This is a genomic window from Streptomyces canus (genome assembly GCF_030816965.1).
Classification (GTDB): Bacteria; Actinomycetota; Actinomycetes; order Streptomycetales; family Streptomycetaceae; genus Streptomyces; species Streptomyces canus_E.
On record NZ_JAUSYQ010000002.1, the window covers coordinates 322,569 to 341,477 of the forward strand.

At 70.1% G+C, this 18,909-nt stretch carries 20 protein-coding genes and 2 pseudogenes; 13 read left to right on the forward strand and 9 right to left on the reverse strand.

The window, feature by feature from the left end:
• Positions 1–73 precede the first annotated feature (73 nt).
• Complete coding sequence (locus QF027_RS02400; protein WP_306986360.1) at positions 74–592, forward strand: GIY-YIG nuclease family protein; 519 nt, start codon at positions 74–76, stop codon at positions 590–592.
• Between the two features lie 436 nt (positions 593–1,028).
• On the opposite strand, the gene QF027_RS02405 is transcribed toward QF027_RS02400, so the two are convergent.
• Positions 1,029–1,823, reverse strand: a complete 795-nt coding sequence (locus QF027_RS02405; RefSeq protein ID WP_307072278.1) for an alpha/beta fold hydrolase — start codon at positions 1,821–1,823, stop codon at positions 1,029–1,031.
• Positions 1,824–1,885: 62 nt separating this feature from the next.
• Between QF027_RS02405 and QF027_RS02410 the strand changes: the two genes are divergently transcribed.
• Positions 1,886–2,308 carry a MarR family winged helix-turn-helix transcriptional regulator gene (locus tag QF027_RS02410; protein ID WP_307072279.1) on the forward strand — a complete coding sequence of 141 codons (423 nt, stop codon included), beginning with the start codon at positions 1,886–1,888 and terminating at the stop codon, positions 2,306–2,308.
• 513 nt (positions 2,309–2,821) lie between these two features.
• A complete protein-coding gene (locus QF027_RS02415) occupies positions 2,822–3,163 on the forward strand; it encodes a YrdB family protein (RefSeq protein ID WP_307072280.1) in 342 nt (113 codons plus the stop codon).
• A gap of 450 nt (positions 3,164–3,613) precedes the next feature.
• Here QF027_RS02415 and QF027_RS02420 read toward each other — a convergent pair.
• The 3 genes and pseudogenes from QF027_RS02420 to QF027_RS02430 form a co-directional block, all read right to left on the reverse strand.
• Positions 3,614–3,715 (reverse strand): annotated as a pseudogene (locus QF027_RS02420) (transposase); the annotation flags it as partial.
• Between the two features lie 61 nt (positions 3,716–3,776).
• A complete protein-coding gene (locus tag QF027_RS02425; protein WP_306986356.1) occupies positions 3,777–4,043 on the reverse strand; it encodes a hypothetical protein in 267 nt (88 codons plus the stop codon).
• Between the two features lie 239 nt (positions 4,044–4,282).
• Positions 4,283–5,079, reverse strand: a protein-coding gene (locus QF027_RS02430) for an IS5 family transposase (RefSeq protein WP_307082246.1) whose coding sequence is annotated in 2 segments (ribosomal slippage) — positions 4,283–4,741 and positions 4,744–5,079 — 795 coding nt in all. Because the reading frame shifts where the segments join, the coding sequence is not laid out codon by codon here.
• A gap of 380 nt (positions 5,080–5,459) precedes the next feature.
• Here QF027_RS02430 and QF027_RS02435 point away from each other — a divergent pair.
• Both QF027_RS02435 and QF027_RS02440 read left to right on the forward strand, forming a co-directional pair.
• A complete protein-coding gene (locus QF027_RS02435; protein WP_307072281.1) occupies positions 5,460–5,915 on the forward strand; it encodes an SRPBCC family protein in 456 nt (151 codons plus the stop codon).
• Positions 5,915–6,244, forward strand: coding sequence for a TfoX/Sxy family protein (locus tag QF027_RS02440; RefSeq protein ID WP_307072282.1), 330 nt, complete (start codon positions 5,915–5,917; stop codon positions 6,242–6,244). Before QF027_RS02435 ends, QF027_RS02440 begins: the two co-directional genes overlap by 1 nt.
• Positions 6,245–6,501: 257 nt before the next feature.
• On the opposite strand, the gene QF027_RS02445 is transcribed toward QF027_RS02440, so the two are convergent.
• Complete coding sequence (locus tag QF027_RS02445; RefSeq protein ID WP_307072283.1) at positions 6,502–7,401, reverse strand: LLM class flavin-dependent oxidoreductase; 900 nt, start codon at positions 7,399–7,401, stop codon at positions 6,502–6,504.
• Positions 7,402–8,073: 672 nt separating this feature from the next.
• The gene (locus tag QF027_RS02450) at positions 8,074–8,316 is read right to left on the reverse strand and encodes a DUF5302 domain-containing protein (protein ID WP_059209864.1); all 243 of its coding nucleotides are present in this window, start codon (positions 8,314–8,316) and stop codon (positions 8,074–8,076) included.
• Between the two features lie 191 nt (positions 8,317–8,507).
• Between QF027_RS02450 and QF027_RS02455 the strand changes: the two genes are divergently transcribed.
• Positions 8,508–8,690, forward strand: coding sequence for a hypothetical protein (locus QF027_RS02455; RefSeq protein ID WP_307072284.1), 183 nt, complete (start codon positions 8,508–8,510; stop codon positions 8,688–8,690).
• A gap of 117 nt (positions 8,691–8,807) precedes the next feature.
• Positions 8,808–9,356 (forward strand): GNAT family N-acetyltransferase, encoded by a 549-nt coding sequence (locus QF027_RS02460; RefSeq protein WP_306986351.1) that lies wholly within the window; start codon positions 8,808–8,810, stop codon positions 9,354–9,356.
• Between the two features lie 394 nt (positions 9,357–9,750).
• Here the strand turns inward: QF027_RS02460 and QF027_RS02465 are convergent.
• The 3 genes and pseudogenes from QF027_RS02465 to QF027_RS02475 form a co-directional block, all read right to left on the reverse strand.
• A pseudogene (locus QF027_RS02465) lies at positions 9,751–10,029 on the reverse strand (LmrA/YxaF family transcription factor); the annotation flags it as partial.
• 345 nt (positions 10,030–10,374) lie between these two features.
• Complete coding sequence (locus tag QF027_RS02470; RefSeq protein WP_307072285.1) at positions 10,375–12,024, reverse strand: multicopper oxidase family protein; 1,650 nt, start codon at positions 12,022–12,024, stop codon at positions 10,375–10,377.
• 77 nt (positions 12,025–12,101) lie between these two features.
• On the reverse strand, positions 12,102–12,512 hold the full coding sequence (locus QF027_RS02475) for a DUF6153 family protein (RefSeq protein ID WP_307072287.1): 411 nt from the start codon (positions 12,510–12,512) through the stop codon (positions 12,102–12,104).
• 357 nt (positions 12,513–12,869) lie between these two features.
• Here QF027_RS02475 and QF027_RS02480 point away from each other — a divergent pair, with 357 nt between their 5' ends.
• The 6 genes from QF027_RS02480 to QF027_RS02505 all read left to right on the forward strand — a co-directional run bounded on the left by QF027_RS02480 (position 12,870) and on the right by QF027_RS02505 (position 18,888).
• Positions 12,870–13,163 carry a heavy-metal-associated domain-containing protein gene (locus QF027_RS02480; RefSeq protein ID WP_306986348.1) on the forward strand — a complete coding sequence of 98 codons (294 nt, stop codon included), beginning with the start codon at positions 12,870–12,872 and terminating at the stop codon, positions 13,161–13,163.
• A 196-nt stretch (positions 13,164–13,359) separates the two neighbouring features.
• The gene (locus QF027_RS02485; protein WP_307072289.1) at positions 13,360–13,623 is read left to right on the forward strand and encodes a hypothetical protein; all 264 of its coding nucleotides are present in this window, start codon (positions 13,360–13,362) and stop codon (positions 13,621–13,623) included.
• Entirely contained in the window at positions 13,604–15,877 is a 2,274-nt protein-coding gene (locus QF027_RS02490) for a heavy metal translocating P-type ATPase (RefSeq protein ID WP_307072291.1), read from the forward strand. Before QF027_RS02485 ends, QF027_RS02490 begins: the two co-directional genes overlap by 20 nt.
• Before the next feature lie 95 nt (positions 15,878–15,972).
• Positions 15,973–16,329 carry an NADH-quinone oxidoreductase subunit A gene (locus QF027_RS02495; RefSeq protein WP_307072293.1) on the forward strand — a complete coding sequence of 119 codons (357 nt, stop codon included), beginning with the start codon at positions 15,973–15,975 and terminating at the stop codon, positions 16,327–16,329.
• Positions 16,320–17,951: a hypothetical protein gene (locus QF027_RS02500; protein ID WP_307072295.1), complete on the forward strand. Its 1,632-nt coding sequence runs from the start codon at positions 16,320–16,322 to the stop codon at positions 17,949–17,951. The genes QF027_RS02495 and QF027_RS02500 overlap by 10 nt, the downstream gene beginning before the upstream one ends.
• Positions 17,944–18,888: an NADH-quinone oxidoreductase subunit H gene (locus QF027_RS02505; protein ID WP_307072297.1), complete on the forward strand. Its 945-nt coding sequence runs from the start codon at positions 17,944–17,946 to the stop codon at positions 18,886–18,888. Before QF027_RS02500 ends, QF027_RS02505 begins: the two co-directional genes overlap by 8 nt.
• The last annotated feature ends 21 nt before the right edge of the window (positions 18,889–18,909 follow it).

Below are 18,909 nucleotides of genomic sequence, written 5' to 3' on the forward strand. Positions count from 1 at the left end.
CCGCACGGCTGCGGGCCTGGTACCAGCCGACCGCGACAGCCACCGCGCGCCCTGAGCCGAGAAAGGCCGCGTCATGACCGACATCGACACACAGTTCCTGCGCAGTCTCTTCGACGAGGAAGGCAGCCTGCACACCGCCGGCCGCACCGCCCTGTACCGGCTCCACGGCCCCGAAGGCCTGCTCTACGTCGGCATCTCCACCTGCCCGCTCACCCGCATCCGCACCCACTTGCAACAACAGCCCTGGGGCCGCCGCGTCATCGCCATCCAGGTCGACTATCCCGACGACGCACACGCAGCCGAACGTGAAGCCGTCCAAGCCGAACGGCCCCTGCACAACGTCGTCTTCAACGGGACAGCCCCTCCCCCACCACCCGACCGGGCATCCCGACTGAGGTCCGAACTCGCCGCGCAACAGCGACGGCTGGAAGAACTCGAGGCGGCCGTGCCCCGGTCCACCACCCACCTACGTCTCATCCTCCGCGGCATCACCGCAGCGCAGACAAAAGTCGCGAAACTCGCCAGAGAAGTCGAGGAAGCGGAGGCCGCTCAGCACTCACCCGGACGGCAGACCAGAGGGGCGAAGCCGTAGGCGCCGCAAGAGAATCAACCAACCGCTCAGCAGCGGGCACCGCGTCGCGCCGCCCCCCTGTGGTGAGGGGAGGGCGATTCGGGGGCCAAGGCCGAGTCGTACGCGACGAGTCGCGAGGACTCGTCGCGGGCTACCGGAGCGGGGGCCGGAACCGGGGCCGGCTGTTCGGTGCTGTTGGTCGAGCTGCATGGGGCCGAGCGCGTCGAGGGGCGCGAGGACAACAACATTGGCTCACCAGGATTCGGCGGGCGACGCGGGCTTTCTCGTAGCGGCGTACCAGCCCCATGGCGTCGGCCGCGAGGACGAGGAATGCCGAATGATCGCTGAGTCGCGGCCTTTGTCGGCATCGACGCAGAGTTACGCCGCCCCGCGTCCAAGGATTTTCAGGCCCGGGCGGGGCCGAATGGGCGGGAAGGCGACTGATCGCCATACGTACTCACCGCTGTTCCGACGGATGGGCCGACTGGCGCAGGTGTGCGTCGATCAGGGCGAAGGTGGCTTCCGGCTGTTCGATCTGCGGAAGATGTCCGGCCTTGGGGACGACTTCGAGTCGGCCGTCGCCGAATGCGTCGGCGTACGCGGCGCCGTAGGCGGGGGTGACGATGCGGTCGCTCTCACCCCAGAGCAGAAGGGAAGGCACCTGGACCTTCCCGAGCCGGCGCAGCAGCGTGGGGTCGTACATGTAGGGATCGCCGGCGAGGAGGCGCATGGTGGCCATGTTGGCTTGTCTGCGCGCGAGTTCTTCGGGCGGGAGGCCGGCCGGGTCGAGGTAGTAGCGGTCCGGGTCGTGCCAGGAGTGCTCCGCGACGCCTCGGGCGTCAAGGGCGAAGAGGTCGGTGATGTGTTCCGTCTCGACCTGCACGCCGACCGCGTCGATCAGGACGAGGCCGGTGATGCTTCCCGCGCTGTCACGTACGGCCATCTCGGCGGCTGTCCAGCCCCCGAGGGAGGAGCCGACGACGAGAACATCGCGCAGCCGGCGGTCGCGCAGCATGTGCAGATAGGCGAGGGCAAGGTCGTCGATGCCGGTGAGCCAGTCGGGGCGGCGGGCGCCGTCCCAGCCAGGGTGCACGGGTGTGATCGTGTGGGCGGTGCGGGAGAGGTGCTGGGCGAGGCCGGCGACAGTGGCGGGGCCTCCGCCGCCGTGCAGGACGAGGACCGGTCTGCCTGCTCCGGCCTCGGACAGGGTCAGGGACAGGTCGGCGTACATGGCTGACGCGTTGGTGGACATGCCGACCATAGTAACTAAGCATCTTTATATAAGCTAGCTTGGTCATGGCGTAGACTCGATGCATGCACGTTGAGCTGCAAGAACTCGGCAGAGCGGTCAAACAGGCCCAGTACCGCCAGCATCGGGCCCTCGACAGCGCCCTCCAGGCCGTCGGCACGACACTGGCCCAGTGGGACGCCCTTCGCGCGATCAGCCGCTCCCCCGGAGCGTCCGCCCGCGAGCTGGCCGCAGCCACGTTCCAGACCGAACAAGCCTTCGGAACACTCGCCGGCCGCCTTACCGCCCAGAACCTCGTGGAACGCCGACCAGGACGCGGTCGGCGCATCGAACACCACCTCACACCCACCGGTCGGCAGATCCTGGCAGCAGGCCACAAGATCGCCGACGAAGTGCTCGCCGACTGCTTCTCCGCCCTGCCGGACGCGGACCGCGCAACCCTCCTCGACCTGCTTCAGCGCCTCACCACAACACGAGACACTTGCTGAACCACCCCGCCTCTGATGGCGGCTCAGGTCTGTCCGGGCCGGGCGGAGTTGTGTTGCCTCGTTGCGGGCCGGCCATGAAAGATCTCCAGGCATTCGGAGACCGCGGTGAACAGCTCCGGGCGGGTGCGCCACCGTCTGCGGTTGCGCAGGTGGACCTGGATCCGGCTCCGGAACGACACCCTCGTCGCGTTGTCCGCGCGCTCCCCGCCGACGGGCGTCAACGCCGTGGCAGCAAGGCCGCACGTACGGGCGCGAGGTCGATGCCGTGGCGGGTGACGTTGCCAACAGGGGCTCTTTGTCCGCAAACTGGATCGACGTCGGTCGCATGCCGACCGTGGGACACCGGCGCGCTACACCCACGCGCCCCTACGGCCCGTCACCTGGACGAGCAAGTTCGCTGTCCGGTCTGATACTTGAACCTCCCGTGCGGCGGTCTGTGATCACGGAAGAGCTGCGACGGAAGGAACTGCGCGTATGTCGTCCGGGTTTGGCTTTCGGCCGTGGGCTCTGGGCATGAGATTCGTGCTGGAACTGGTGGCTCTGGTCTGCTTCGGACTCTGGGCATGGGCCACTGTTCCCGCTCCCCTTCGCTATGTCTGCGTCGTTGCGGCTCCCCTGTTCGTAGCCGTGCTGTGGGGCACGTTTGCCACTCCAGACGATGCGTCCCGGTCGGGGAGGACAGTGATCGCGACACCTGGTCCGCTGCGGTTCCTGCTGGAGCTGGCGGTGTTCTTCGGTGGTGCGGCGGCGTTGTACGCGGCGGGATCCCATGTTCTCGCCGTGACGCTCGGCGGCGTGCTGGTCATGTACCACCTGCTGTCATGGGACCGGGTCCTGTGGCTGCTCAGGCATTGATTCCGCCCCAGCGGGTTCGGGTGGGCGGTACTCCACGCACTCTGCCTGCCGGTCCTCCCGTCTTGTGTCCACGGCGTGCCCGAGAGGACACCTTTACAGGGGCAGGGTGTCCAGCTGCGCCATGAGGCGAGTGCGACCCGAGCGCTCCCAGCCAGGTGGCGAAGTCCATGACGTCAGGGAAGGCCGCCCGTACGCCGGCGAGGTCGACGGTGTAGTAGGTCTCGTTCGCCCAGGTCATCACCTTGGCGACCTCCGGTGCGTGTTCCCACACCACCTCGATCGGGATCTGCGCGTGCGGTACGGGGCGACCCGCCCCACTCAGTGCGACGGCACGCTGCGGGGACCCTGACAGTTCAGGCAGCCGTCGTCTGATCCAGGTTCCCCCGGCTTTGGCGGCGAGGTGAGTGGTGGTCTTGTCGTGGTAGCCGAGAGCCCGGGTGAGGGCGGGTGCGGGTAGTCATGCGGAAGACTGCGCCACGGAATGCCGGTGCGGGCCACGTAGAGCACCGCATCGGGGATCTCTCGCAGGTACAGCTGAGGGTTTCGTCGCCACTTGCTCTCGTCACCTCTGCATGGACGAAGGGCGGCCCTGCCTCAAGCGCCGGGCCGTACGTCAACCGGCGGGTTTGATGCGGAGGACGGCGGCCGCATCCAGGATGTCGACGACCTTCAGGCTCATGGCGTCGTTGATGGTCGCAGCGGGGCCCTCGCCGCAGCTGAACGCGACACCACCTCCGCCGTCCGACGACACGCTGCCGCCACCGGAACAGCCCGAGACGCTGTAACCCGACCCTGTCAGCTGAGCGACCATGTCCACCTCTCCGTCGGCGATCGCGGTCACCTTGATCGGCCCGAGGCCGTACGCTTCCGGAACTGTCACGGCGTCCCCCACGGCGACCTTGATTTCGCACTTCCCGTCAGCACACGGTCCGGTTGGCGAGGGCGACGGCGTGACCGTGTGTGTGGGCTCGGACGCCGACCCGGATCCGGACCCGCTGGGCCGGCTCCCGGCGGTGGGCCCATCCGAAGAATCCGACGAACACGACGTGAGAACGGCGAACACGCAAGCGCCAACAACGGCAACGGCGGCGGTGGATGACGTTCCTCTAAGACGTCGTCTCATTTGGTGAGCCTGCGGTAGCAGATGAGGCTGCAGGCGATGGCGGTGAAGGCCAGGAAGTGCTCGGCCTTGCGTTCGTAGCAGCGGTGCAAACGGCGGCAGCCACCCAGCCAGGACATCGTGCGCTCGATCGTCCAGCGATGCCGGCCCAGCCGGGTCGAGGACTCAATGCCCTTGCGGGCGATGCGGTGCCGGATACCTCGCTTGCGCAGCCATCGGCGCAGGTGGTCGTAGTCGTAGCCCTTGTCCGCGTGCAGCTTGGCGGGCCGTCGTCTGCGCGGGCCGCGCCGGGAACGGATCGGCGGGATGCCACGCACGAGCGGCTCGAGTGCCTGGCTGTCGTGCAGGTTCGCACCGGAGATCCCGATCGAGAGGGGCAAACCGGTCCGCTCGGTGATCAAGTGGATCTTCGAGCCCTTCTTGCCCCGGTCGACAGGATTCGGACCTGTCAGCTCCCCCCTTTCAGGGCCCGCATGTTCACCGAGTCGATCGCGCAGCGCGACCAGTCCAACTCTCCGCGCGCACCCAGTTCGTCGAGGATGAGGCGATGCAGTTTCGCCCAGACCCGGGCGGCGGTCCACTCGGTGAAGCGCCGGTGCGCGGTCGGCCCCGACGGACCGAAGACCGGCGGCAACCGCCGCCAGGTGCAACCCGTCGTGGCCACAAAAATGATCGCAGCCAGCACCTCACGATCCCCGTACCGGCGCCGTCCGCCGCCCTGCGGCCGCGATGGGGCAAGTGGGACCACCCGCTGGAAAAGCTCCCACAGTTCGTCCGGCACCATGCGCTCGACCATCACCACACAGTGCAGACTACCCAGCAGGCCAAATGAGACGGCGTCTAAGCATCATGATGGCCATTCAACCCCGCACCGCCGCCCAGGCAGGTACGCCACGAGACCTCTCCGGGAACGTTCACCACCGCCACTGCAGGCTGAACGTGTCAGCAGAGACCAGCACCTGCGGCCGTAGGCCGCAGGGGTTCCTGCACACCGCTGGTCGTCGGCGACGGCGTGCAACGCCCGGCCGCTTGCGGGCGTCAGGTCTGTCCGGAAGGCCTGCTCTCTGCCGCCCGTCCGCCTCTCCCTTACGGCGCGCACCCGCCGCCGATCACGGCCATGCTGGAGGCGACGGAACGCCGACGGCAACCGGGGCCAGGGGTAGAGGCGGTGAGACGATGACCATCGACGTGACAGTGCGGCGCGAGACCCCGCTGCCGCCCGAGCGGGTGGCTGCGTACGCCGTGGACTGGCGACACGACGCCGAGTGGACGCAGGGCATCCGTACGACGGAACTGACCCGGCAGACGGACGGCGGATTCGGGACGGGCGCCGAGGTCACCCGTACGGCTTACTTCCTCGGCCGGCGCATCGACTACGTCCTGCGTGTGGCCGCGTACGAGCCCCCGAGACTGCTGGACATGGTCTCCGTGGCCGCTCCCATGCCGATGCACGTGACCTACTCCGTCGAGGCGCGCCCGCGCGGCACGCTCGCGGCCATCCGGGTCCGCGGTGGTCCCGGCGAACTTCTGCGCCTGGCATCACCCCTGCTCGCCCGTCAGGTCCGTTCCTCCCTCACCCAGGATCTGCGCGACCTCGAGCGCAGACTCTCCGAGCGGCAAGGAGACATCTGATGGCGTACGACGAAGGGCTCGCCGAGCGCATCCGCCAATATCTCCACACGGATGCCGGCGTCACCGAGAAGCGCATGTTCGGCGGCATCGCCTTCCTGTACCAGGGGAACATGGCCGTCGGCGTGACCGGCGACGAGCTCATGGTCCGCGTCGGTCCCGACGCCGCCCACGCGGCACTCGCCCGGCCCGGGGCGCGGGTCTTCGACATGACCGGCCGCCCGATGCGCGGCTGGGTCGTGGTCGCCGGGTCCGCCGTGACGGAGGACGAGGCCCTGGGAGCGTGGATCGACGAGGGACGCGCCTTCGCAGCGAGCCTGCCGCCCAAGTAGTGGCCCCTGGCCGCTGCTGTGTCCCACGGGCCGGTCGCGCGACGGCGTGGCCCTGGGGTGCGGTGGGTTCGCGGTCCTGGCGGGGGCGCGTTCGCGTATCACCCCGCCGGACCACGACCCCTGTCCTACGGGGTCGCCGAGCGGCAGGCCGGTCCAGGTGCCGCTGTGACCACAGGAGGGAACTTCTTCACAGGCATGCCCGAGCCGTTCCCCGGGCCGGCTCGGCGGCCGCGTCCTGGACGCCGATCAGATCGAGTTCACTGGGCGGCTCCCGGACTTGAGTTCCGCGGTCCCACCGCATCCAGTACGGCCTCCAGCTGCCGCAGCGGATCCGGGCCGGCGATCCGCAGGACGACCGTGTCCGCGCCGGCCGTCGCCAGAGCGCGGAGACGCTCGGCGGCCTGCGAGGCAGGGCCCGAGACGGTGAACACCTCGTGCGGCGGGCGGCCGAGCCAGGCGCCGTGGCCCTCGATGTGCGGGTGCAGGATCCGGGTCACTTCGTCAGCGTCGTCACCGACGCAGGCGAAGGCGAAGACCGTCAGGGCATGGTCGGACGCGGCGCCGCCCTTGGCGGTCAGCGCGCGGGCGTTCTCCAGGTCGCGCGGGCCGTGGCCCTCAGTGATCACGGTGCCGTCCGCGACCCGGCCGGACAGCTCCAGGGAGCGAGCGCGCACAACGCCCGCGACCACCGGCGGCACTTCGACCGGCGGATGTGTCAACTGGACGCCGTCCAGGTGCACTTCGCGACCCTTCAGTTCCACCCGCTCCCCTCTCAGCAGTGCGCGTACGGAAGTGATCGTCTCCTCCAGCAGGGACAGCGGGGAACGGGCCGCGGCACCCACCTGGGCCATCCACTCCTGCACCCCGTGCCCGATCCCGGCCACCAGCCGTCCGGGGAACACCCGTGCCAGCGTGGCCAGTTCCATCGCCAGAAGCGCCGGGCTGCGCAACGGGGCGGGGGCGATGCCGATACCCACCATGATGCGTTCCGTGGCACCCAGGGCCACGGCCGCGGCCGAGACCCCGCCGTTCCACCCGAGGTCCTCCACCACCCACACGTCGTCCACGCCGAGCGCCTCTGCCTGCCGCGCGAAGCCGGGAAGGCCCTCCGGGGCCCAGTCGCGGTCGTACATCACGCCGATCCGTACGTTCGTCATAGGCGGAACCTATGTGGCGGTGGCAGCTCGTTCAACGGGGTATCAGCGCAGGGGGACAGTCATCTCAACCCGGCCTCGGAGCGCAGGCCGTTCCACAGGCAGGTGGTCGGCGTGGCAGCCCGGGCCGATTCTCCGCCCCGTCGGTGCATGGCGCATGTGGCGAGGGCGACGGCTGCGGGTTGGCAGGTCGGGGAAGCCGGGGCGTGAGGACACCGTACGGCGATCGATCGCCGGCCCCAGCCCTACGCCACGGCGGCACAGGCCCTGCCGAAGGCTCTGGAGAGCCACCCTCAAACTCGCCTCACGGCAGCGACCGGCCCGATGCCGTGGGGGACATGGCAGTTGCCCTCATCGACGAGGCGGAGCTGCCCCGCTTCGTTCAGCGCCGCTTCACCATCGGCTGCTGAAGACCAGAGCGCAGATCGCCGTGGGGGAATTCATGAACTCCCCCACGGGCGGTCGTTTCTCCATCAGCCGATCCGAACGGTCGGCTGCTGCCCGTACGTCGGCACGGTGGATCGGGTTCTGGCCGTAGCCATCACAGCACCGCGGCCACGACGACGTGCTCGCCTGTCAGCGGCGGCAGCTTCCCCGTCCGGGCGAGCAATCCTGAGGCGCTCTCGGCGACCCGCGCCCGAGCCAGTGTGGTCAGCTTCCGGAACCGCTCCCGGCTCAGCCCCCGCTCTTCCGCCGGAACGAGCGCTGGCTCGCAGCCGGGCCGTGCGCCCCGCGGATCTTCGAGGCCTGGGGGTTGGCAGCAAGGTCGGCGGCGTCCGCCTGGGCACCGCGCTTGCGGGCCAAGGCCTCGCGGAACTTGCGCTTGAGGTCGTAGTTGCCGTCGCTGTCGGGCGCGAGTGCGGACGTCTCGGGCTCAGCCGGCTCCGAACCTTCTGGGGATGCAGCTTCTGCGGTCATCGTGACCTCCTGGGTTCGGGCAGTGGGACTCACAGCTTGTCATGCCGGACGCGGTACGGGGCGCCGGTGTCCATTCTCAGGCATACGGGTGCGGTGAGGTCCGTGGAGCCTGTGGGCGTGGGCGCACGGCCACCGGTGCTGTGGGACACATGGACCCACCCGTCGCGAGGCTTCACGAAGGGAGAGGTGCGATGGTGACGGGTGGGCTGCGGAACGTTCTGGCCGACTGGACCGACTATGACCGTGCGGGTTTCTCGCTCGCGAAGACCCTTGGGGTGTTTCCGGGCGGCCGCTCGTTCGGCAGCGTCAAGTGGATGTTCTGGGGAGACGGCTCCCCACTCGGATCGATGCTCGTCGACGTCCTCGACGGGTGACCGAGGCGGGCGTGCTGCTGAAGAGCGAGGGCGTGCCGTACCGGTGGAACCCCGACCGACTGGCCCTGTGGCCGACGCGACGGTTCGGTCGCCCGGGCGTGCGATAGGTTGCCCGCCATGACTGAACTCGGTGTCGTCGCCTGGCCACTTGCCCCGATCAGGACCGAGCGGCTCGTGCTCCGCGAGTCCGAGGCCCGGGACCGTGCGGCGTTCATCGAGCTGTTGGCCTCATCGGATGTGCATACCTACCTCGGTGGCCCTCAACCGCGTGATGAGCTCGAGCGCTCGGTGCCCGAGACGCCCGGGCAGCGCCCTGGCCTTTTCGTGATCGAGCTCGACGGAGCGATGATCGGCACTGTCGAGGTCAGTCGGCGCGAAGCGGAGCGTCGCGGCAATGTCCGTCCGGACGCGGGGGAGGCCGAGCTCAGCTACCTGTTCCTGCCGGAGGCATGGGGACGGGGGTACGCCGCCGAGGCGTGCGCAGCGGCACTCACGTGGTTCGCCGACGCGCTTCCCGGCGTGCCGGTGGTGCTCTACACCCAGACCGCCAACGCCCGCTCAATGCGCCTCGCCGCCAAGCTGGGATTCACCGAGGTGCAACGGTTCGAGAAGTGGGATGCCGAACAGTGGATGGGCGAGTGGTCCCCGGTCATTCCGCCCGCTTGAGGCCGACTCGATCGCCTGGAAGCGACGGACCACTTCACCACGCTGTTCTCCCAGGGCTCGTGCTGCTGCCCGCCCGAGCCGGCCGGGCCCGTCGCCTCGGTGGCTGTGACCGGTCCAGTGGTCACGTCCCGGAACCCGGCCACCTCCGCCGATGCGTCTACGGTGCCCAGCCAGTGCCGGTGGAAGCGGGCCGGCCATCGCGATCGCCACCCGTGGGCGTCAGCAGGATCGACCCCTCGAAGTTCAACCCGGCCGACATGCCCCTGAGGGCCGCGGTAGGCGCGCCCGGCATGGTGCTCCCCCGCTCGGCATGATCCTGGCCACCCTTGTCTTCGGTCTGGTGCCGTGCGGGGAGGCGTGGTCCGGCGCAGAAGGGCCGGTCAGCCGTCCTTGCTCACCGCCCGTCGAGGAGGGGGCCGAGCTCGCGGGCCACGGTCGTCAGCGGACGTACGTCCCGCTCCGCCCGGGCCATGAGGATCGCTTCTTCCAAGGCGCTGACCATCAGGGTGGCCAGCGCGGCCGCTCGTTCCCCGGGCACGCCCGTGTCGGTCAGCGGCCGGGCCACCGGCGCGGTCCAGGTGGCGAACGCCTCCGCCACGGCCGCCCGCGTGGACCCGGTCGACTCCGCCCAGTCCACCGTGGCGGCGGCGACGGGGCAGCCTCCCGCGAAGCCGACGCTCAGGGGTCGCCCCCGGCCGCAACGGCAGAGCGCGATATCGGTCGAGCGCCTCGCGGGCATTCGGAACGATCTCCCGATGCCACATCGGATCAGTAAGTTCGGACTCGGTCAGCCAGTCATGCCAAGCGACCTCCAGACCGAGCCAGTACGGGCTGATCGCAGCCTCGCACAGGAACTTGAACGGGAAACGAGGATGGGTGTGAACACCGAGTTCTTCCCCTACTGACGTTGCAAGTTCACCCCTGGGGCCCACGAGGCCGACACGTCAGATCGGAACCTACCCGTCCGGACGCACCCATCGCCGATCGACGGGTCCGCCCGGACGGTGGGCCCCGAACGTCAGGCCTGGTAGGCCACGTTCGCCATCATCCCGGCCTCGCCGTGATACGCGTTGTGGCAGTGCAGCATCCACTGGCCTGGGTTGTCCGCGTCGAAGAAGACGGACAACTTCCTCTTCGGCAGCACGATCGAGGTGTCCTTGCGCGGGCCTGAGGCGCCGAGTTGGTACGTGTGGCCGTGCAGGTGCATCGGGTGCCACATGTCGGTGTCGTTGACGAAGTCCAGCCGTACGCGCTGCCCCTCTTCGATGAGGATCGGGTGGGCGTCGGGGTCGTTCATGTCGAACGGCGTGCCGTTGATGGCCCAGTTGTACTTGTCCATGCCTCCGGTCAGCTTGATCTGGTGCGTGACGTCGGTCTCGGCGGACGTCAGGCGCGCCTCGTCGGCCGCGTGCAGCTGGGACGCCGCCATGATCATGCCGTCGAGTTCCTTCGGGCGGACCGTCGCCTTCGGGGCGCTCCCCGAGCCCGTGCGCACCACGGCGAGACCGTTCGCGTTCTTGCCCTCGGCCAGGGCGACGAGCGGGAAGACGCCGTCACCGAGGGTGACGAGGACGTCGTAACGCTCGCCCATGCCGACGAGGAGGGCGTCCGCTTCCTGGTGCCGGACCGGGAAGCCGTCGGTGTGCGTGATGGTCAGCCTGTGGCCGCCGAGGGCCACCCGGTAGGCCGTGTCTCCGCCGGCGTTGATGATCCGCAGGCGTACCTTCTTGCCGGGCTTGACCGTGTGGACGTCCGGGTCGGTCGCCACCCGGCCGTTGATCAGGTGGTAGGGGTAGTTCACATCGCCCGCGTCGCCGCCGAGCAGGTCGCTCTCGGCGCCCATGAGCATGAACTTCATCGACATGTCGCCACTCGACGGGGCGGAGGCGGACGCGGAGTCGCCCCCCATGTCCATCCCGCCCATGTCCATCCCGCCCATGTCGCCCATGTCGTCACCGTCCGGGCTGTTGGAGGGTGAGCTGCTTCCCATGTCCATGCCGCCCATGCCCTGCTTCAGCTCGGCGAAGACCTCGTCGGGGGTGCCGGTGACGCCGTCGACCCAGTCGTCGAGGAGGACGACCCACTCGTCGTCGTAGTCGAGGCTCTCCTTGGGATCCTCGACGATCAGTGGGGCATAGAGGCCGCGGTCGAGCTGGACGCCGACGTGCGGATGGAAGAAGTACGTGCCCGGGGCGTCGGCGACGAACTTGTACGTGAAGGTGGAGCCGGCCCGGACGGCGGTCTGGGTGGTGGGCGGCACACCGTCCATGTCGTCGCGCAGGGCGATGCCGTGCCAGTGGATCGACGTGGCCGTCTTGTTCGGGAGCTGGTTGGACAGCTCGGCGACGAGGGTGTCACCGATGGACAGACGGACCTCCTTGCCCGGGGTACGGCCGTCGAAGGCCCACGTCTTGGGCATGACGCCGCCACCCAGGTCGATCATGGCGGGCGCGGCGGTCAGGGTGAGCTTCTGCTGCCGTCCGGTGCCCTTGCGCTTCTTCTCCGCGGCGACGACCTCCGAGCCGGAGGGACTGACCAGGGCGTTCTTGCCGGAACCGGAGCCGGAACCGGAACCGGAACCGGAGCCGGTGCTGCACGCTGCGAGAGCGCCCGCGCCGGCGACTCCCAGCCCGGCGAGCAGGGCGGAGCGACGGTTGATGCTGTTCATTGCGTTGTGTCCTCTGCGTCGAAACTGCCGATGTGGTCGCGGAAGTGACGGCACATCGCGCGCCGCCCCGGCGCGGCTTATATGCGCAGTTGAGAGAGGACGGACAGGTCCGGCGGGGCTCGGCCGACCGTGGCGTCCGGAACGCTTACGGCCGCGGCTGCCTGCCGCAGGTTCGCCGACGGGTCGAACCCGACCCGGGTGGGTGCCGCGAGCTGCACGGAGTCGACACTCGCGGTGGTGCAGTGCTGCATTCCCGGGGTGGAGCACCCGCCGTCGTCGTCGGCGCCGTGCGAGGAGTCGTTAGAGACCACCGGTGCCGCCCGGTCAGGCATCGCGTGCGTGGCGGGAACCATGTGCGGCACCGAGGGGGCGTCCATCGCGAACGTCTCGTGGTGGACGAGCACGGCCAGCGCGACGCACAGGGTGAGGAACACCCCGTGGATCCAGCGGACGGTCATGCCGCCGCTGGGCGCCGACCCCATCGCCATGCGCTCCACCTGTGCCGTACTCGTCGAATCCGGTCCCGATGCGGACCGTGGCCCCGATCATACCCGCGGGGGGTAAAAGAGGCTCACCGCCTGAACGCCGACCAACCCCGTCACACACTCAAGGCCGGCACCGCGCAGCGGAACGGCCACGGACGCCGCCGCAACTCGGCGCCGCCGCTGGTACCGCGTCTACTCAGCAGGTTGGGCACAGAGGGATGGGCCGGACGGGGTCATGTGACCGGCACCACAGGTTGGACACTATACCCCTAGGGGGTATAGTGTCGGAGTATCCGGGAGGCCCGAGAACCTCGCCCTCCCGCAGGACGACCTACGTATCCACACGCAGAGGAAGTAGTCATGACGACTGAGACGAACTCCGGCTCCTGCTGCGGCACCGGCTCCTGCGGCTCCGACGCCACGGTCGACGTCCAGGGCGTCGGCGTCACCACGGTCTACAAGGTGTCCGGCATGACCTGCGGGCACTGCGAGGGCGCGGTCTCCCAGGAGATCTCCGCGCTGGACGGCGTCACCGCGGTCATGGCCGTCGCCGGCACCGGCGAGGTGACCGTCACCTCCGCCGCGCCGCTCGACGAGACGGCCGTCCGCGCCGCCGTCGACGAGGCCGGCTACGAGCTCGTCGGCCAGGTCTGACACCCCCTTCGGGCACGGCGGCCCTCGGGCATTCCGCCTCGGAGGCGGTGTGAGACACCTCGATGTGGCGTCGGCCGATCGAGCGGATGTCCTCAAGGACCCGTTCAGAAGGTCAGGGAAGATCAGCAGATCCACGAGCTCAACGCCGAACACTCACCTGGCAACCGACTCGCTGGTGATCAGCGGACCGATGTCCATGGTGACCGCAGCCACCGCACCGCTGACTGCCTCAGCATCAAACCGCGCTCTCGGCGCCGCCTTGGGCGGTGGAACCGGGGATCTCGCGGCGTCGGGCAGCTACGAACCGCAGGGTCTGCCCGCGCCGAGTGCCACCGCGCGGATCGACGGCTACACCGAACAGGCGAATTCCTCCCACGCCGGGACGTGCCGCTCCGCTGATACGGACGCCGTACGTCCCGGCCTGCCCCTGGAGATACGCAATGACCAGCACGGCTCCTGAAAAGGCCGTCCCCGGGACGGTGTCCGCGCCCGTCTCCGCGGTGGAACTGTCCATCGGCGGCATGACCTGCGCCTCGTGCGCCGCACGCATCGAGAAGAAGCTCAACCGCATCGACGGCGTCACCGCGACCGTCAACTTCGCCACCGAGAAGGCGAAGGTCTCGTATCCGGACGGCATCGAGGTCGCCGACCTCATCGCCACCGTCGAGAAGACCGGCTACACCGCCGAGGAGCCACCCCCGCCCGTATCAGGAACGGGAGACGAGGGCGAGGCTCCGGCCGCGGACGGCGAAGTGCTGTCCCTGCGCCGGCGCCTGTACGTGTCGCTGGTGCTGACCGTGCCCGTCGTCCTGATGGCGATGGTGCCCGCTCTGCAGTTCGACAACTGGCAGTGGCTGTCGCTCACTCTGGCCGCTCCGGTCGTCGCCTGGGGCGCCCTCCCCTTCCACAAGGCCGCCTGGACAAACGCCCGGCACGGCGCCGCCACCATGGACACGCTGGTGTCGATCGGCACGCTCGCGGCGCTCGGCTGGTCCGTGTGGGCGCTGTTCTGGGGAGACGCCGGGATGCCGGGCATGCGCCACGGCTTCGAGTTCACCGTCTCCCGTGGCGGCGGTTCCTCCTCCATCTATCTGGAGGCCGCGGCCGGGGTGACCACGTTCATCCTCGCCGGGCGCTACCTGGAGGCGCGCGCCAAGAGGAAGTCGGGTGCCGCGCTGCGGGCGCTCATGGAGCTGGGCGCGAAAGACGTCTCGGTGCTGCGCGGCGACAGGGAAGTACGCATCCCGGTCGGCCAGTTGGGCGTCGGTGACCGCTTCGTCGTACGACCCGGGGAGAAGATCGCCACCGACGGCACCGTCGTCGAGGGCGCGTCGGCGGTGGACGCCGCCATGCTGACCGGCGAGTCGGTACCGGTGGACGTGAGCGTCGGGGACGCCGTCACCGGCGCGACCGTGAACGCCGGGGGCCGGCTGGTCGTCGAGGCGACCCGCATCGGCTCGGACACCCAGCTGGCGCGGATGGCGAAGCTGGTCGAGGACGCACAGAACGGCAAGGCCGAGGTGCAGCGCCTCGCCGACCGGATCTCCGGCATCTTCGTGCCGGTGGTCCTCTTCATCGCGGTCGCGACGTTCGGGGCCTGGCTCGGGGCCACCGGCGACACCGTGTCCGCCTTCACCGCCGCCATCGCCGTCCTGATCATCGCCTGCCCCTGCGCCCTGGGCCTGGCCACGCCGACCGCGCTGATGGTCGGCACCGGTCGCGGCGCCCAGCTCGGCATCCTCATCAAGGGCCCCGAGGTACTGGAGTCCACGCGTCGCGTCGACACCGTCGTGCTGGACAAGACCGGCACGGTGACCACAGGCCGGATGGAGCTCCAGGACGTCTTCACCGCACCGGGCGTGGGCGGGACCGAACTGCTGCGGCTGGCGGGCGCGTTGGAGCACGCGTCGGAGCATCCCATCGCCCGGGCCATCGCGACGGGCGCGGCCGAGCAGGCCGGAAGCCTGCCGGTCCCGGAGAACTTCGACAATGTGGCGGGCCTCGGCGTCCAGGGCGTCGTCGACGGACATGCCGTCCTCGTCGGGCGGGAGAAGCTTCTCGAGGAGTGGGCCATCACGCTCCCCCAGGGGCTGGCCAAGGCCAAGGCCGCCGCGGAGGCCGAGGGACGTACGGCGGTCGCCGTCGCCTGGGACGGCGAGGCGCGCGGTGTCCTCACCGTCGCGGACGCGGTCAAGGAGACCAGCGCCGAAGCGGTCGCCGAGTTGCGCAGGCTGGGGCTCACGCCCGTCCTGCTGACCGGCGACAACCAGCTCGTCGCCGAGTCGGTCGCCAAGGCCGTCGGCATCGACGAGGTGATCGCCGAAGTCCTGCCCCAGGACAAGGTGGCCGTGGTCAAGCGGCTCCAGGCGGAAGGCCGTACGGTCGCGATGGTCGGCGACGGCGTCAACGACGCGGCCGCCCTCGCCACCGCCGACCTGGGCCTGGCCATGGGCACCGGGACGGACGCGGCGATCGAGGCCGGTGACCTGACCCTCGTACGCGGCGACCTGCGGGTGGCGGCCGACGCGATCCGCCTGTCCCGCAGGACCCTGTCCACCATCAAGGGCAATCTGTTCTGGGCCTTCGGCTACAACGTCGCCGCGTTGCCGCTCGCCGCCTTCGGCATGCTCAACCCGATGATCGCGGGGGCGGCGATGGCCTTCTCGTCGGTGTTCGTGGTGACCAACAGCCTGCGGCTGCGGTCCTTCAGGTGAGCTGAGCACCGTGTTGCGGATGCCCTGCTCGGCGACGCACTGACATGCTCCCAGGCGTGGTAGCCGGGGAGGACGATCCGTTGGAAGGGGGACCCGTGCAGACATCGGACTGGGAGCCGGTCCTGGCACTCCTGGTGCTGGTCGCCGGAGCCGTCGTACTGGTTCATGGTCTCGCCGTCGCCGTAAGGGCGGTCCGCGAGCCGCTGCACACCGGACCGTTCAGCGGAGGCCTGGAACCGCGGGAGCACGCGCTGTCACGGTTCCACGTCCGCTGGTACCCGGTCACGATGGTCTTCCTGGCCTTCGACATGGAGATGCTGTTCATGTATCCGTGGACGAAGGTCGTCTCGGCGGTGGGTACGTCCGCGGTCGTCGAGATGTTCCTCTTCCTGGGCATCCTGCTGGCGGGCGTCGGATACGCCTGGCGGGAGGGAGCGTTCCGATGGAGCTGAGACGCCGGCTCGCCCGAACGGCCATGTCCCGTCCCGGAGTTCTGCTCGCGGTGTCTCCCGGAGCCACGCCCGAACGGCTGGCCCTGGAAGCGGAGCTCGTGCTTCGGGGATGGGCATGTGTGAGCGCGCCCGCGGAGGCGGATCTCCTCGTGGTCCTGGGCACCGGCCCCGCAGAGGGCCAGGACTGGGTCAAGAATCTGTGGCGCGCCATGTCGGCCCCCAAGGCCCGGGTGTCACTCACGAACGCCGACGAGGTCGCCACGGTCCTCGACCACGGCCTGGCCGCACTCCGGGCCGGGATGCCTCACCCGGAGGAGCACGAGAGCCACGTGAGCGAGGGGCACGGCCGGCATCACCAGCACGGCGGCCATGCCATGCCCAGTGGGCACGGCGAGCACGACATGCACGCAGGGCACGCCGAGACCGAGGACCCTGACACGCACGACGGGCACGATGAGCACCACGGGCACGACGGGCATGACATGAGCGGCGGGCACGACGGACACGGCGACCACCCCCGGCACGACGAGCACCACGGGCACGACCCGCACCAGGGGCACGACCCGCACAGCGGCCATGACATGCCCGGCGAGCACGGATCACACGACGGCGGCCATGACATGCCCGGCGAGCATCACGGGCACGCCGGGCACGTGGGCAGCGGCCACGACGGCCACGACGGCCACGACGGCCACGATATGAGCGGCGGGCACGACGGCCACGACACGGGCAGCGGGCACGCCGGGCATGACGGCCACGCCGGCCACGACATGGGCAGCGGGCACACCGGACACGCCGGCCATGACATGGGCGGGGTCGTGGACGGGTTGCCCATGGCGGGCCGGGCCGATGACAGGGACGGACTGAGGCTCGATCGGCTGCATGTGCCGCTCGGTCCCGGTCTCGTCGACTGGCCCGCGGGGCTGGTGCTGCGGCTGGCGCTGCAGGGCGATGTCGTCCAGCAGGTCGATGTCGACGTCGAGTCGGCGGCTTCCGGGTCCCCGCGTCCGCCCTTCTGGAGCGAGCCGTGGCTCCGTGCCGTGGCGGGCGAGCGGGTGACCCGTGGCGATGCGGCGCGGCGGCTGTGCGCAGCGCACCTGGACAGTCTGGGACGGTTCTTCGCCGTGGCGGGATGGGCCGACATGGCCGCCCGTGCCCGGCACGTACGGGACAGCGCACTGGCGGGGGCGGGCGCCGCCGAACTCTCCGCTCTCGCCCGTCCCTTGATCCGGCGGGCCGAGAGATCGCGGGCCCTGCGATGGCTGACCGCTGGGCTGGGGCCGCTGGCCGCCGAGCACGCGGCGCATCTCGGGGTCACCGGTCCCGCCCTGGTCGCCGACGGAGACGCGTACCGCCGGATGCTCGTGTGGCTCGACGCGGTCGGGCGAAGTGCGGCTGCCTGTGACGACACCAGCGCTCTGGAACCGGCGACCGGAACTGCCGGCCCCCGCGGGCGAGTCGACAGGTCGGGGCCGCCGCCCTCTCGGCCGCTCCTCGATGCCCTGCCCGGCCTGCTGGAGGGCGCCGAGTTCGCGTGCGCGCGGATCATCGTCGCGAGCCTGGACCCGGACCTGGACGAGCTGGCGTACGTGCCGACGGCAGGAGCGGTGTCCCATGGCTGAACGCACACCGCTGTGGGCGGTCCTCGTCCTGCCTTCTCTGCTCGTCGCGGTCGCTCTGGCGACGGCGGGCCTGGACGCCGTGTTCTCGGCGGCCGCGCGGAGCGGACGGCCCGGGTCCCTGCGTGCGGCGGCCGTCCGTGCGGCGGGGCCCGCGCGCGAGGTGCTGCGGCAGCTCGTGCAACAGCCGCGGCGGACCCGGGCGTCCGACCTGCCGCTGGCCCGGATCGGAGCGGCTCTCCTGCCCGTCGCCGCCGTCCTGGCGGCCGTCGTACTGCCGCTCGGCTTCCGGTCGGTGAGCGATCTGCCGGAGGGGATCGTCTGGTTCAACGCGATGGAGGCGTTGGCCTGGGCGGCGGTGTGGCTGGCGGGCTGGGGGGCGAACTCGACGCTGTCGCTGATCGGCGGCTACCGGTTCCTGGCACAGGGGTTGGCGTACGAGCTGCCGCACATGCTCGCGATCACCACGGCCGCGCTGGGCGCGGAGTCGCTGCGGGTGGGTGAAGTGGTCGACGCCCAGGCGGGGCTGTGGTTCGCAGTGTGGATGCCGGCGGCCTTCGGGATCTATCTGCTCAGTGCCATGGCGATGGCGTTCTGGGGTCCGTTCGACCAGCCCGTCGGTCATGACGTGGCGGGTGGCGCGGCTTCCGAGCTGTCCGGGGCGGACCGGGTGCTCTTTCTCGGTGGCCGGTGGCTGCTGCTGGTCGTGGCGGCGGGGTTCAGCGTGCCGCTCTTCCTGGGGGGCGGGCACGGGCCGTTGCTGCCCGGCTGGGTGTGGACCGTGCTCAAGACGGCGGCCGTGCTGGCCTTCCTGGTGTGGGCCAGGCGCCGGGTGCCGACCCTGCGCATGGAGCGCTACCTGGAGCTGGCCTGGGTGGTGTTGACCCCGCTCGCCGTCGTGCAGGCGCTGGTCGTGGCCGCCGTAGTCCTGAATCGATGACGAGAGCGAGGTGTCGTACGT